Raw genomic sequence first — 16,444 nt, 5'->3', positions numbered from 1 at the left:
TCACGGCGCACCCGCGGGTTTCGGCTGGCCCAGCTCCTTGCGCAACGTGTCGGCGATGACGGCGAGGGCATGGTCTTCGGTCATGCGCCAGTGAGTTGCCTCGACCGCGTGGTTGTCGACTGCGCCGGTCACCGCCGCGGACCAGGACGACGCACCGGTGGTTCCGGTCGGATCACTGTGGGCCGCGGTGAAATAGGTGATGGTGCCGTCGAAACGGCGCGGGCGGTAGGCGGCGTCGAGGGCCACCGAGGTGATCGCCGCGTCGGCGATCCGGTCGATGCGGGAGGAGTCGACCGTAGCCTGCGGTGCGGAGAGTTCGAACAGTGTCCGTGCGAGTTGGTGGATGTCGACCGGTTCGGCGAGGTCCACCCGCTCGGTGCCGACGAACCCTCCGAGCAGGTCGGCGGCGGTGACGGTGGTCGCGACGGCCGCCGAAGCCGCTGACAGGGTGCTGTCCAGCATGGCCAGCACTGCGACCTGCTCGCCGTCTTCCTGGAGTTGCACCGCCATGGCATGCGCGATGACGCCGCCCAGGGACCAGCCGAGCAGATGGTACGGACCTTCGGGCTGCACGGCGCGAATCTGCTTGAGATAGAGCAGTGCCCATTGCTCGATCGAATCCGGAAGAGGCTCGGTCGAACTCAACGCCGGTGACTGGAGGCCGTACAGCGGGCGGTCCAGGTGTGCCGCGAGGCCGCTGAAGGACCAGGCGATGCCGCTGATGGGGTGAACACAGAACAGCGGTTCGCGGGTTCCTTCGGTGCGCAGGGGCAGCAGGACGTCGAAAGCGGCGTCGGTGCCCGCGCTGTCGGTGCCTTCGGCCCGCAACGCCGCGACGATGCCCGCCGGGGTGGGGGTGGTGAAGACCCAGGTGACGGGGACGGTCGCGGCTGTCGCGGTACTGAGCTGGGCCGACAGGCGGGTGGCGCTCAGGGAGGTGCCGCCGAGTTCGAAGAAGTGGTCGTCCATGCCGACACGGTCCAGGCGCAGGACATCGGCGAAGATCCCGGCGACCGTGTGTTCGATGGCGGTGTCCGGGGCCCGGTATTCGCGAGTGGCCAGTTCGGGCGCGGGCAGGGCGGCGCGGTCGAGTTTGCCGGTGTGGGTCAGGGGGACTTCGTCGAGGGCCATGATCGTGGCCGGGACCATGTGGGTGGGCAGTGACCGAGCCGCCCACTGCGCGAGAACGTCCACGTCGACCTCGTCACCGTGCGAGGCCACCACGTAGGACACCAGAACTGTCTCCCCGGCCCGGTTCTCGCGTCCGACGGTGACGGCGAAACCGACCTCGGGATGAGAAGCCAGTACGGCATCGATCTCTTCGAGTTCGATACGGAAGCCACGGATCTTGAGCTGGAAGTCGGTGCGACCGCGGTATTCGAGTTCGCCGTCCGTGCGCCACGCGGCGAGGTCGCCGGTGCGGTACAGGCGGGTGCCCGCGCGGAACGGGTTGGCGACGAAGCGTTCGGCGGTGAGGTCGGGACGTCCCAGGTAACCGGTGGCCAGCTGGGCGCCCGCGAGGTACAGCTCGCCCGCTACACCCGCGGGAACCGGGCGTAGCCGTGCGTCCAGGACGTAGACCTGGCTGTTCCAGACCGGTGTGCCGATCGCGACGGTGGTCGTGTCGGCGCCACCCACCCGGTGGCTGGTGATCGAGACCGCGGCCTCGGTCGGGCCGTAGACATTGAACAGGGCGGTGTTCGGGGCCACGGCGGCGAATCGGCGGGTCAGTGCGACCGGCAGGGTCTCACCGATGGCCAGCACGCGGCGCAGCGACGGTGGGAGGTGTTCGGTGACCAAGGTGTCGAGCATCGACGGCACGACGTGCAGGGTCGTCACTTCTTCGCGCCGCATCAGGTCGGCGAGGTAGGCCGGATCCCGGTGGGCGTCGGGTGCGGCCAGGACCAGCCGACCGCCGCAGACCGCCGCGGACCAGAACTCCCAGACCGACAGGTCGAAGGTGGCCGCGGTCTTGAGGAGCACGCTGTCCTGGGCGGTGAGCCCGAATTCGGCTGTCTTCCAGCGCAACTGGTTGACGATCGCGGCGTGGGAGACGGCGACACCCTTCGGGCGGCCCGTCGATCCCGACGTGAAGATCACGTAGGCGGTGTTCGCGGGGTGCAAAGGCGCGCGGCGGTCGCGGTCGGTGATCGGGGCGGGGCTGTGGGTGGCGAGGTCTATCTGTTCGATGCACCGAACACGAGTTGTCGCGGTGTCGGTGGCGAGCCAGGTGTCGGCGGTGGTGAGAACGAGTAGCGGGGCGGCCGTGTCCAGGATGTAGCCGGTGCGCGATCGAGGGTGGTCGGGGTCGATCGGGACGTAGACGCCGCCCGCGGTGCTGACCGCGTACATCGCCACGACCAGGTCGATCGATCGCCGCATCGCCAGCGCCACCCGGGTTTCCGGGCCGACGCCCGCGGCGATGAGGTAGCGGGCCAGGCGGTTGACGCGGTCGTCGAGGTCGGCATAGGTCAGCCGGGCGTCGTCGGCGACGAGGGCGAGGGCATCCGGGGCGCGCGAGACGGTCGCATCGAACAGGGAGACGAGGGTCGCGGCCGGATCCGCTTGTCGCGCTGTCTGATTCCAGGTGTCGAGGATCCGGACTCGTTCGCCGGGGGCGAGCAGGTCGATGGTGTGCAGCGGTGCGCCGGGATCGGTGACCACCGCGGTGATCAGCCGGGTGAGCCGGGCCAGGAAGCCTTCGACCGTGGCCGCGTCGAACAGATCGGTGGCGTAGGTGCAGTAGCCGGTGATGCCCGCGGGAGAACCCTCGGCGGTGTAGCGGTCGGCCAGGATCAGGTGCAGGTCGAACTGGGACAGCTCCCGGTCGAGCTCCACCGACGACACGCTCGTGCCGGGCAGGTCCATCCGCAGCTGCGCCAGGTTCTGGAACGACAGACCGACCTGGAACAGGGGATGGCGGGCGGTGGAGCGGGCCGGGTTGAGGACTTCCACCAGCCGTTCGAACGGGATGTCGGCGTGGGCGAAGGCGGCCAGGTCGGTGTCGCGCTGGCGGGTCAGCTGTTCGGCGAAGCTCGCGCCCGCGTCGACGCGGGTGCGGAAGACCAGGGTGTTGACGAACATCCCGATCAGGTCGTCGAGGGCGGCGTCGCCGCGGCCGGCGACCGGGGTGCCGATGGCGATGTCGGTGGTGCCCGACAGCTCGGCGAGTACCACCGCGAAGGCGGTGTGCACGGCCATGAACAGGGTCGCGCCGTGGGTGCGGGACAGTTCGGCGAGGGCGGCGTGGGTGGCGGTGTCGACGGTGAACGCAACCCGCCCGCCCGCGTAGGACTGGACCGCCGGTCGTGGCCGGTCGCGGGGTAGTTCGAGCTGGTCGGGCAGCTCTGCCAAGGCTTGCTGCCAGTAGGCGAGCTGGGCGGCCGCCATCGAGGTGGGGTCGGTGTCGTCGCCGAGCAGGGTTTGCTGCCAGATCGCGTAATCGACGTATTGCACGGGCAGCGGTGCCCAGGTGGGGGTTTGTCGTTGCGCACGCGCGGTATAGGCGATGACGAGGTCACGGGTGAGGGGGCCGCCGGAGAAGCCGTCACCGGCGATGTGGTGGACGGCCATGGCCAGGACATAGTCGTCCGGGCCGAGTTCGAACAGGGTGGCACGCACGGGCACTTCGCGGGTGACATCGAAAACGGTCGAAACCAGCTCGGTCACCGCGGATGTCAGGCGGTTGTCTGCGATCGTGGCGACGTCCAGGCGCGGTACGTCCGGGTGGTCGGACGGCAGCACGACCTGGGCCGGTGCCTGGTCGACGGTCGGGTAGATCGTGCGCAGGATCTCGTGACGTGCGACGAGATCGGTGAAGGCCAGCCGCATCGCGGTGGGGTCGAGTTCGCCGGTGAGGCGGAGCACGACCGGGATGTTGTAGGCGGCGGTTCCGGTATCGAAGCGGTTGAGGAACCACATGCGCTGCTGGGCGGGCGAGAGGGGGATGTGATCCGGGCGCGGACGCGCTTCCAGGGGAGGGCGGTGGGCCGCGCGGGCCAATCCGGCGATCTCGGCGGCGCATTCAGCGACCGTGGGTGCGGCGAACAGCACACGCACCGGCACCCGGATGTCGAGTGCCGCCCCGATCCGAGCGGTCAGCCGGGTGGCGAGCAACGAGTTGCCGCCCAGGTCGAAGAAGTTGTCGTCGGCGCCGACGCGTTCGGCACCGAGCACCTCGGCGAACACCTCGGCGACGGTTCGTTCCACCCCGGCCGCGGGCGCACGGTAGGTGCGCGTCGCGAATTCCGGTGCGGGCAGAGCATGTCGGTCGATCTTCCCGGCGGCCGAGAGCGGGATGCGGTCCAGGACCACGACGGCGGCCGGGACCATGTGCGCGGGCAGCATCGACGCGGACCACCGGGTGATGGCGCCGGGGTCGATCTCACGGCCTGTCACATACGAGACCAGCACGGTGTCACCGGCGGGGTTCTGCGCCCCGAGAGTGAGAGCGAAACTCACCTGCGGGTGCCGCAGCAGGACGGCGTCGATCTCGCCGGGCTCGATGCGGAAACCGCGGATCTTGATCTGGAAATCGGTGCGGCCCAGGTATTCCAGCTCGTAGGTGTCACCGTGCACCCAGCGGACGAGGTCACCGGTGCGGTACATGCGGGCGCCGGGACCGGCCCAGGGGCAGGCGACGAAACGATCCGCGGTGGCGGCGGCGCGGCCACCGTACCCGCGTGCGAGGGCAGGACCCGCCAGGTAGAGCTCGCCGGTGGCGCCCACCGGCACCGGGTGCAGACGGGCGTCGAGCACTACCGCGCGCATCCCCGGTACGGGGCGACCGATCGTGACGCGGTCCCCGGCACGCAGCGCGGCGTAGGTCGCGCCGATGGTCGCCTCGGTGGGGCCGTAGCCGTTGAGGAAGCTGCGCCCGGGTTGCCAGGTGGCCAGCAGTTCGGGGGTGGTGGCCTCGCCGCCGGCGGACACGCACTGGAGGTCGGGCAGAGCTGCCGGGTTCAGGGTGCTCAGCAGGGCGGGGGTGATGATCGTGTGCGTCACCTGCTCGGTGCGCAGCAGGTCGTCGAGGTCGGTGCCGCCCAGGGTGTCCGGCGGTGCGATGACCAGGGTGGCACCGTGGTGGAACGCGGTGGCCAGTTCCTCGATCGACTGGTCGAAGCTGGGCGAGCAGACGTGCAGCATGCGGTGGTCGTGACGCAGGCGCATCAGGGCCGCCGAGTGGGTCACCAGGGCGCCGAGTCCGGCGTGGGTGACCGAGACGCCCTTGGGCGTGCCGGTGGATCCGGAGGTGTAGATCACGTAGGCGATGTTGTCGCGGCGCACGGGTGCTCGGCGGTCGCGGTCGCGTACCGGGGTCGACGAGCGAGCGGCGATGCGGTCCCGCACGGCCGGTTCGTCCAGGGCCAGCCAGCGCAGGGATCCGGGCAGGCTGTTCGCCTTGGCGGCGACGGTTAGGCCGATGGTCGCGCCGGAGTCGGTGAGCATGTGGCGGACACGGTCTTCGGGGTAGTTCGGGTCCACGGGGAGGTACACGCCGCCTGCTTTGGCGATGGACCAGAACGCGAGGACCGACTCGTAGGAGCGCGGGATCGCCGAGGCGACGACGGTTTCCGGGCCGATTCCCTCGGCGACGAGAGCTCTGGCCAGGCGTGAGGAGTCGGCGTCGAGAGTGCCGTAGGTGTAGGTGTTCGCGTTGTCACGCACGGCGATCCGGTGCTGGCCGTAGCCGGTGCCGCGGACGAGCAGCTCGGGCAGTGTGGGGGTGGTCGACGAGGTCGTGCCGTCGCCGAGGTGGGTCAGGAAGGTGTATTCGGCGTGATCGGACAGCGGTAGGTCCCCGGCCGGGGTCCGTGGATCGGTGGCGATCGCGGTGAGCAGACGGGCCAGGCGCCGCGCGAACGTGTCGGCCTCGTGGTCATCGAAAAGGGTTCGGGCGAAAGATATCTCGATCGCCGCGCTCGAGGTCGACTCGACTACCGTCACGGTGAGTTCACCGGCTGTCTCGGCCCCGGGCAGGGTGTGCCGCGTATCCGAACCGGCTTCTGTCGTCGCCAGAGCGGGCAATAGTTCGTTCGACGAGCCGACGGAGTCGCTGGACCGAACTTCCAGCGATACCTGTCCCAGTACACGGGGCTCGACGCCGAGCAGGTCGGCGAAGTCGGCGAGCGGGATCCCAGCATGAGCCAGCGCCGAAGTCTCGGCCTCGTGTGCCCGCGTGAGCAGATCGAGGAAGGGCGCCGCGAGATCGATGGTGGTGCGCAACAACAGATCAGGGGTCCCGGTGCTGATCACGATGTCGTCGGACGCCGTCAGCCGCGCCAGAAGTACAGCTAATGCTGTGCGGACCAGCGACTGCCGGCTCACGTTCGCGGTGTCGGCGAGCTCATGCAGGTCTCGGTACACCGTCGTCGGGATGGTCGTCCGGGCACCACCGTGCTCGGCTCCGAGACGACTGTCCGCGTGCCCACTCCGCGTGCGCGAGCGATCGAGATGGTCGGTGGGCAAGACCAGGCGGGCCGGCAGGTCGGCCAAGGTCTCGCGCCAGTAGCGGGATCGGGTGATCGGGTCGGCCGGGTCGGTGGCGAGCTGTTCGGCGATGCGGACCACGGGCGTGGTGGGGGTCGCGACGAGGTTGTCGATGGCCGTGCGGAGGCGGTCGGTGACCGCACGGGCCACCGGATCCGAGACGAGGTCGCGGCGGTACTTGATCTGCACCTGGGTGCGGGTGCCGAGGAAGACCAGGACCGTGATCGGGTAGTGGGTGTGGTCGGCGCCCCGCAGGTCGTCGATGCTCAGGTTGTCGAGCGCGCCGCCTGCCTGCTGGAGGCCTTCGACGTCGACGGGATAGGACTCGAAAGCGAGCATAGTGTCGAAGAGTTCGCCGAGTCCCGCGACGCGCTGGATCGCGCCGAGGCCGAGATGGTGGTGATCGAGCAGAGAGGCCTGCTCGGCTTGGACGGCGCGGATCAGGTCACTGACGGTGGCGGCGGGGTCGAGGCGCACCCGCACCGGAACCGCGTCGACGAACAGCCCGATCATGTCGCCGACGCCGTCGAGCTGCGGCGGGCGACCGGACACGGTCGCACCGAACACGACATCGTCGCGTGCGGTGCTCGCGGCGACGACCAGGCCCCAGGCCGTTTGGAACACGGTGTTCGCGGTGACCTCGGCGGCCGCGGCGAAGGTGGTCAGCGCGGACGTCCGGGCGGCGTCGAGTGCGAACTCGCACAGGCCGTAACCGTGGCCGGTCGCGGGCGGCCAGGTCAGCTCGGGGGCGATCGTCGTCGTCGACACCCCGTCGAGGACCGCCGACCACGCGTGCTCGGCGGCGGTGCGGTCCTGGCGGGTGAGCCAGGCGAGGTAGTCGCGGTAGGGGCGCACCGGCGGGAGCGCGGTCGCGTCGCCGTGGGTGGCGTAGAGGACGAGCAGTTCCTTCATCAACAGCGGCATGGACCAGCCGTCGAGGAGGATGTGATGGCCGGTCAGGACGAGGTGGCTGCGCCCGGAACCGGTGGTGTACACCGTGAATCGCAGCAGCGGTGCGATCGTGGGGTCGAAACCGGCTTCCTGGTCGGCGGCGAGCAGGGCGGGTAGTTCGGCGTCGGTGGCTTCGACGATGCGCAACGGTGTTTCGACGGTGTCGGCGACGAGCTGAACGGGGGTGCCGTCGGGGGCGGTGACGAAGGCCGAGCGCAGGTTGGCGTGCCGGTTCAGCACGGTAGCGGCCGCGTGGCGAAGCCGGTCGGTGTCGAGCTCGCCGGTCAGTTCGGCCATGAGCTGGATGACGTAGGCGTGAACCGACTCGTCGAGCATGTCGCCCAGCGCGAGCAACGAGTGCTGCAACGGCGACAGCGGCAGCACGTCCGACAGGCCGGGATGGGTTGTGCGCCAGGTGTCGAGATCGTTCTGCGAAACCTGTACCAGCGCAACATCGGAGGGGGTCAGCCCGCCCGCGGACGGGTGGTGGGTGTGCTCGGCCAGGGCGGTGAGCCAGCTCGTCCAGTCGTCGGCCAGCTCCTTCACCTCGGACTCGGACAGGATGCCGGTGGCGTAGCGGAAGTTCGCCTGTAGTCGCGGACCGGTGTCGGTGGTGACGGTGATCGCGTTGATGTCGAGGACGGTGTGCGCGGGCAGGGTGGGGTCGTAGTCGACCTCGATGTCGCCGAGGTCGGCGGTCGGCAGCCACGCGGTGTCGTCGGTGGGCTGGGTGGCGGTGCTCGCGCGACCCAGGTAGTTGAAACCGATCTGGCCGATGGTGCCCGACAACCCGGCTCGGGTGTGCGGGTCGCGGCGCAGCACACCGAACCCGATGCCGTTGTCGGGCACGGCCAGGAGCTGTTCCTTGACGGTGCGCACCGTCGCGGCGAGGGCTTGGTCGTCGAAGGCCGTCGGCGTGATCGCGGACAGGTCGAGGGCGACGGGGTAAACGGTGGTGAACCAGCCGATGGTGCGGGTCAGGTCCGCGCCGGGGACGGCGTCCTCCTGGCGGCCGTGGCCTTCGAGTCGCAACCGCAGGATGGGAGCGTCGATACCGCGACGGGCCCGCCAGACCCGCACGGCCAAGGCCAGCGCGGCGAGCAGGGGGTGGTCGGCGCCTGCCCGGTATTGGGCAGGCAGCGTGGTGAGGAGGGGTTCGGTGATCTCGGCGGGGATCTGCACGGTGATCGAGGCCGTCGTCGCCTGGGTGTCGAGGCTGCTGTCGATCGCGCGGGCGCCGAGCAGCGGGTCGGGGGTGGACAGGACCTGCTGCCAATGGTCGAGTTCGGCGGTGCGGTCGGCGGTGGTGAGGCCGTGCGCCCACCGGCGGAACGACGTGCCGACCGGCGGCAGGGCGATCTGCTCACCTGCCGTGTACTGGGCCCAGGCCACGACCAGGTCGGGTAGCAGGATTCGCCAGGAGACGCCGTCGATGACGTAGTGGTGGGCGGCGACCGCGAGGACATCGCGAGTGCCGTGCCTGCGGATCCAGGTGAAGGCGATCATGCGGGCGGCAGCGGGATCCAGCGCCGTGAGGGCCGAATCCATTGCGGCGGTGCCGATTCGGGTCAGCTCATCCGGTGTGCTGGTCGAGTCGACGGCGATCTCGGTGACCAGGGGGTCCACGTCGACGGCGTGGGGTGGCAGGACTTCGACCTGCCAATTGTCACCGTCTCGACGCACCCGCGAGCGCAGCATGTCGTGGTGGCGCAGGACCGCGGCGATGGTGGTGACCAGACCTGGGCGGTCGATGTTCTCGGGTAGTGCCAGGACCATGGTCTGGGCGAAACGGTCGCTCGAACCGGTGGTCAGGAAATCGGCCAGGACCGGCGTCAACGCGATATCGCCGATGCCGCCGCCGGGCAGCTCCGCCAGCACGGGCGACTGTGGGCTGTCGAGCGCGGCGATGTCGGACAGCTTGGCCACCGTGCGGTGTTCGAACACGTCACGGGTGGTGAACACGATGCCCGCGGCGCGGGCCAGCGACACCAGCTGGATCGACAGAATGCTGTCGCCGCCGATCGCGAAGAACGAATCGTGCACGCCGACCTGCGCTACGCCGAGCACGCGAGCGAACAGCCCGGCCAGCAGGGTTTGCACCGCGCCGGTGGGTGCCGCGGCGGGCGCGGTCGCGACGACCGGTTCGGGCAGGGCGTTGCGGTCGAGTTTGCCGTTGGAGGTCAGGGGCAGCGTGTCGAGAACCATGATCGCCGACGGCACCGCGTGCGCGGCCAGGCGGTGCGAGGCGTACTCGGTGAGAACGTGAGGGTCGGCGCGACGATCCTGTGCCGCGAGCACATAGGACACCAGCATGGTCGATCCGGCGGGGCTGCGACGTCCGACGGTCACCGCGAATTCGACATCGGGGTGGCCGACGAGAACGGCATCGATCTCGCCCGGTTCGATCCGGAAACCGCGCACCTTCAACTGGGTGTCGGCGCGGCCGAGGTAGTCGATGTCGCCGGTGCCGGGCCGGCGCACCAGGTCGCCGGTGCGGTACATGCGGGTGCCGGGCGCACCCCACGGGTCGGGGACGAATCGGGCCGACGTCGTCGTCGGCTGATTGCGGTAACCACGCGCCAACGCGCGGCCGGTCAGATAGAGCTCGCCGGTGACACCTGGCGGGACCGGGTTCAGCCGGGCATCGAGGATCATCGCGTGCGTGCCCTGCACGGGGGCGCCGATCGAGATCGGCTGTCCGGCAGCGAGTTCGGCGTAGGAGGAGATGATCGTGGTCTCGGTGGGGCCGTAGCCGTTGAGGTAGCGGCGGCCGGGCTGCCATTTCGCGAGCAGTTCCGGGGTTGTCACGTCACCGCCGACGGACAACATCTCCAGTGCGTGCAGACCGGCCGGGTCGACCGTGCCAAGGACCGCGGGGGTGATGATGGCGTGAGTGACGGACTCGGCGGCCAGCAGGTCCGCGAGTTCGATCCCGCCCGCGATGTCGGACGCGACGACGACCAGCGTCGCACCGGTGGTGAAGGCGCACAGCCATTCGAGGACGGAGGGGTCGAACCAGGGGGCGCAGATGTGCAGGAAGCGGTGCCCGGATTCGAGGCGGTAGCGGCGGACCGCCTCGTCGACCAATGGCGCCAGACCGGCATGGGTCACGGTGACGCCCTTGGGCAGACCGGTGGAGCCGGAGGTGTAGATGAGGTAGGCGGGGTGGTCGATACGCAGGGGTGAGAGGCGGTCGGCGTCGGTGATCGGCGTTGTCGGGTGGGTGGCGGTGATTCGGTCGAGGTCGTCGTGGGTGAGCCAGGCCGGCCCGTCGGGCAGGTCTTCGAGGTGCGCGGCGGCGGTGATGCCCAGTATCGCGCCGGAGTCGGTGACCAGGTGCTCGAGTCGGTGCGCGGGATTGCGCGGGTCCATCGGCACATACACCCCGCCTGCCGCGGCGATGGCGAGCGCGGCCACGACCATGTCGTAGGACCGCGGAAGGGCCACGGCCACAGCGACTTCGGGGCCGACTCCCCGGGCGATCAGTTCGCGGGCCCAGCGGGCGGTCCGCTCGGTCAGTTCGCCGTAGGTGATCGAACGGTTCTCGGACCGGACGGCGATCCGGTCAGGGCCCAGCGCACTGCCGCGTGCGATCAAGTCGGGGAGTAGCGCGGTGCGGGTATCGCTGGTGCACGCGGTGAGGGTCGTTTCTTCCGCGGTACCGAGAACCGCGAGGTCACCGACAGCGGTTTGGGGGCGCTCGAGGGCGTCCGTCAGCAAGCGGATCAGGCGTTGCGCGAACATGTCGACCGTTGCCCGGTCGAACAGCGCACTCGCGTAGACGAATTCGGCGGTGATGGCGCCGGTCGGGGCGTCGTTGTCGGCACGTTCTGCATCTGGTCGATGGTCACCCGCGGCGCCCGATCGTCGATGGTCGTCGGCGTGGGCGGAACTCGCGGCGCGCAAAGACAGCACGAGGTCGCGCTCCACGGCAGCCGCGGTCGGGCATTCATCCGACATCAGAGTGACCCGAACCAGTGGCTGGCCGGTGGCCTGGACACTCTTGTGCGACAACCCGTTTCGTGCGAATGCTCGCTGGGCGACCGTAGTCGCCTCGGCCAGCAACTGGTCGACCGAGGTCGCGCCGCACAACGGTAGTCGCAACACCACGCGGGCATCCGAAGACTGCGGGCACGGGGTGTCGATCGCGATGTCTTCGGCGTTGGACAGCCGGGCCAGCAGCACCGCGAACGCCGTGTGCACGAGGCTGAAGACCGTCGTGTCGCGGGCATCGGCGAACTCGCGCATGCGGTGATGGAGTTCGGCGGGGATCTCGAAGCCGACGCGGGCGTCGGCCGCCACGGGACCCGCGGGGCGGGCGCGATCTGTCGGGAGATTCAGTTCCGTAGGCAGGTCCGCGAGGACGCGACGCCAGTAGCTCGCCTCCGCGATCGCATCGTTGTGCTGGTCGAACGTGTCCAGCAGCTGCGCGGCGGTCTGGTCGGGTGTGTGAAGGAAGGCGTCGAGGGTGGCGCGCAGGCGGTGCGCGAGAGCTTGCGCGATGCCGGTGTCGACCAGGTCCAGACGGTACTGGAGGCCGACGCGGATCCCCTCGCCCACCTCGACGCCCACGGCCACCGGGTAGTGCGTGGCGTTGGCGGCTCGGATATCGACGATCCGAAGGCCGTCGACGGAGCTGTGCGCGCGCCGCATTCCCTCGGTGTCGACGGGGTAGGACTCGTAGGCCATGAGCGTGTCGAACAGCTCGCTCGTGCCCGCGGCCCGCTGGATCTCGGCGAGGCCGAGGTGATGACCGTCCAGCAGGGCGATCTGTTCGGACTGCAACTGCGACAACATGTTTCGCAGTGGCTCGGACCCGTTGTAGCCGACTCGGACGGGGATGGTGTTCGCGAAGAGTCCGACCATGCCGTCGACGCCGTCCAGCTGTGGCGGGCGGCCCGAGACCACCGCGCCGAACACGACGTCGTCGCGACCGAACACGCCGGCCAGCACCACACCCCATGCCGCCTGGAACAGGGTGTTGACCGTGACGTCGTTGGCCGCGGCGCAAGCCGCCAAGTCCGCGGCCTCGGCCGGTGACAGCTCGACGGTGCACATCCCGTGGCCCTCGCACGGCTCGCTCGGCGGCGGCACCACTGCGGTCAGGAAGGTCGGGGTGTGCCCGGTCAACGCCTCGCGCCAGCTCCGCAACGCGGCGGAACGGTCTCGGCCCGCGAGCCAGGCGAGATAGTCACGGTAGGGGCGTACCCGCGGCAGGACCGCCGGGGCGCCGTCGGCGGCGTAGCAGAGCAGCAGTTCCTGCATCAGCAACGGCATCGACCAGCCGTCGACGAGCAGGTGGTGCGCCGTCAACACCAAATGCATGCCGTCGGCACGGCAGAACAGCGTGAAGCGCAGCAGCGGTGCTGTGGACAGGTCGAAACCGATCCGCGCCTCGGCGGCCAGGAACTCGTCGGCGTCGGCGAGCTCGGTGTCGATGACCTGCCACGGCACCGTGACGGCCTCGGCCACGAAACCGACCGGCGCGCCCGCCGCCGACGAACCGAAGGCCGTGCGCAGAATCGCGTGGCGGTCGAGAACGGCCCGGGCGGCCCGTCGCAGGCGGTCGGTGTCGACCTCGCCGGTCAGTTCGACAGCGAGCTGAACCAGATACGGATCGGCCGGCGACACCTGGGCGAGGAAGAGCAGCCCGAGTTGCAGGGGCGCCAACGGCAGCACGTCGGACAGGTGCGGGCGTTCGCGATGCCAGAGATCGAGTTCGGCCTGGGTGACCTGGACCAGCGGGACATCGGCGGGCGTGAGGCCGCCGGCTGCCGGATCGCGCAAGTGTTCGGCGAGGATCGTCAGGGCGGCGGTCCAGCAGTCGGCCAGTTCGCGCACCGACGCCTCGTCGATGATGCCGCTGGCATAGGAGAACGACGCGCGCAGTGTCAGGCCGCCGTCGGTACCGGTGGCGAGGGCGTTGATGTCGATGACAGCGGCCGCGGGCAGCTCGGGATCTTGTTCGGCGACAGGCTCACCCCACTCGGCGGTGGGAAGCCAGCTGTGGTCGGCCTCGCCCAGATCGCCCGCGGTGAGACGACCCAGATAGTTGAAGCCGACCTGGCCCAGCGCGCCGTCGAGCTGCGATGCCGATTCCGGGTCCAGATGGCGGAGCATGCCGAAACCGATGCCCTTGTGCGGCACCGCGCGCAGCTGTTCCTTGATGGCCTTGACGACGGCGGCCGTGGCGTCGCCACCGTGCCACGCGGCGTCGTTGCCGACCTCGCTCAGATCGAGGGCGATCGGATACATGCTGGTGAACCAGCCGACCGTGCGAGTCAGGTCGGCGCCGTCGACCGCGGACTGTTCGCGGCCGTGGCCTTCCAGACGGACTCGTGTCGCGGGTGCGTCGACACCACGCCGGGACCGCCACCTGCGCACAGCCATGGCCAGGGCGGCGAGCAAACCGTCCTCGGCGCCCGCGCGGTACCGGGCGGGTAGGTCGGTCAGGATCGCCTGGGTGACGTCAGCGGGAACTTCGACGCTGAGGGTTCGCACCGTCGACGCGGTATCGCGGGAGTCGAGCCGGCGATCGCCGAGCAGCGGGTCGGGCACCGCCAGCGTCCGGCGCCAGTGATCGAGTTCCTCGCGCCTGCTCGGCGCCGTCTCGGTCAGGCCGTGCGCCCAGCGACGGAACGACGTGCCGACCGGAGGCAGCACGACACGTCGACCGACCTGGGCCCACGCGGCGACCAGGTCCGACAACAGGATTCGCCACGACACGCCGTCGATCGCCGCGTGGTTGGCTGCGACGACCAACCCGTCGGGGCCGTCCGGGCGGGCGAGCCACGCGAAGCCGATCATCCGGTGCGCCTGCGGATCCAGCGACGCGAGCACGGAATCCATCGCGGCGTCGGCGATCGCGCCGAGCGGGTCGGCGCCTGCCGGGACATCGACGCGCAGGAGCAGGTCGTGGACATCCACCGCGCCTGGTGGCAGGGTGTGCAGCTCCCACTGCCCGTCGACCTGTCGCAGACCGGACCGCAGCATGTCGTGGTGATCGACCACCGCGGTGAGGGTGTCCACCAGGCCATTTCGATCGATACCGGCGGGCAGGTCCAAGACCATCTGCTGGGTGAACCGGCCGAACACCCGCCCACCGGCCAGCGACGCGGCCAGCACCGGCGTCAACGGCATCTCGCCGACACCACCGCCGGGCAGTTCGGTCAACGTGGGCGCGGACTCGGCACCCAGCACCGCCACCCGCGCCAACCCGGCCACGGTGCGGTGCTCGAACACCGCCTGCGGGGTGAACGAGATGCCCGCATTGCGTGCGCGCGACACGAGCTGGATGGACAGGATGCTGTCACCGCCGGCGGCGAAGAACGAATCTTCGGCACCGATCTGCTCCAGGCCCAGAATCTGGGTGAACAGCTCGGCGATAGCGGCCTCGACCGGACCCTCGGGCGCACGCGAACCGACGGCCCCGAAAACCGGTGCGGGCAGAGCGTTGCGGTCGAGTTTGCCGTTGGGAGTCAACGGGATCTCATCGAGAGTCATCAGGACGGTCGGCACCATATGGCCGGGCAAGGAGGCGCCGACGAAGCGGGCCACCTCGTCGGTGTCGATCGACACGCCGTGCCGGGCCAGCACATACGACACCAGCACGGTCGCGCCCGAGTCGGCTTTCGTGCCGAGGGTGACCGCGTATTCGATATCGGGGTGGGCGGTGAGGGCGGCGTCGATCTCGCCGAGTTCGACGCGGAAACCGCGGATCTTCACCTGGAAATCGGAGCGTCCGAGGTATTCGACATCGCCGTCGGCGGTGCGCCGGACCAGGTCACCGGTCCGGTACATGCGGGAATCGGTGAACGGTGAGGCGACGAATCGTTCGGCGGTGAGCGCGGGCCTGCCCTGATAACTCTGGGCCAGCGCGGGCCCGAACAGATACAGCTCACCCGCCACACCGGCGGGAACCGGGCGCAGCCGCGAATCCAGCACTGTCGCACCGACTCCGGCGAACGCCGTGCCGATCGTGATGGGCTGTCCGGGCCGCAGCGCGGTGGTGCCGGTGGCGAGGACGGTGGCCTCGGTCGGGCCGTAGCCGTTGAAAAACGCACGGTCGACTGCCCAGCGGTCGACCAGGGTCGGGCCGAAGGCATCGCCCGCGACGACGACGACGCGCAGGGCGTCCAGGTCGTGGGCGTCGACAGATTCCAACGCCGCCGGGGTGATCAGCAGGTGGGTCACCCGTTCGCGGCGCAGCAGCTCGGCGAGCTCGGGGCCGCCGAAGACCGTCGACGGTGAGACCACCAGCGTGGCACCGGAGTGGAAGGCCAGCAGCAGCTCGAGTACCGAGACATCGAAGTTCGGCGAGCACACGTGCAGGACACGGTCGCCCTCGTCGACCGAATAGCGTTCCCTGGCGGCCGCGACCAAGGCACCGAGACCGGTGTGGGTGACGACGACGCCTTTGGGACGGCCGGTCGAGCCGGAAGTATAGATGACATAGGCCGGGTGCTGATCGGTCAGCAGCCGAACGCGGTCGAGGTAGGAGATCGGGTGGGCGGGGTGCGCGGCGATACGGTCGTGCTCGGTCGGGGCGTCGATGTCGAGCCACTCGACGGACTCGCCCAGCCTCTGCCGATGTGGGGTGCTGGTGAGGCCGAGGATCGCGCCGGAATCTTCGAGCAGGTAGGCGATCCGCTCGGCGGGCAGCGCCGGATCGACGGGGACATAGGCGGCGCCGGTCTTGGCCACCGCCCACACCGCCGCCACTGACTCGATCGACCGGGTGAATCCGAGCGCGACGACATCGCCGGGGCCGATGCCGCGTGCGATCAGGTCTCTGGCCAGTTGGGACGAGTACTCGTCGAGCTGGGTGTAGGTGAGTTCGCGGCGTTCACCGTCGACTGGGGTATAGGACACGGCGACGGTATCGCCGGCGGTGTCGACCGCCGCGGTCAGCAGCTGGGTGAAAAGCGGAGTACTCGACTTTCGGTTGCCTCGACCGCGCGGCGCACGACGAACTTCACGTGGAGAGGTGCGCGCTTCACGCATT

General features: G+C 69.8%; 1 protein-coding gene. It reads right to left on the bottom strand.

The genetic code is table 11. The annotated features are described in order from the left end of the window. A complete protein-coding gene (locus ACFWFP_RS08195) occupies nucleotides 1–16,443 on the bottom strand; it encodes an amino acid adenylation domain-containing protein (RefSeq protein WP_379294007.1) in 16,443 nt (5,480 codons plus the stop codon). Nucleotide 16,444 lies beyond the last annotated feature (1 nt).

It is taken from the genome of Nocardia sp. NPDC060249, from assembly GCF_042728755.1.
Taxonomy (GTDB): Bacteria; Actinomycetota; Actinomycetes; order Mycobacteriales; family Mycobacteriaceae; genus Nocardia.
The sequence above is the reverse complement of the archived record's forward strand: the minus strand, read 5'-3'. Positions and strand labels throughout refer to the sequence as shown.

Excerpts from the sequence above, each read along its gene's own strand:
- ACFWFP_RS08195 (WP_379294007.1), bottom strand. The coding sequence starts at position 16,443 with ATGCGTGAAGCGCGCACCTCTCCACGTGAAGTTCGTCGTGCGCCGCGC.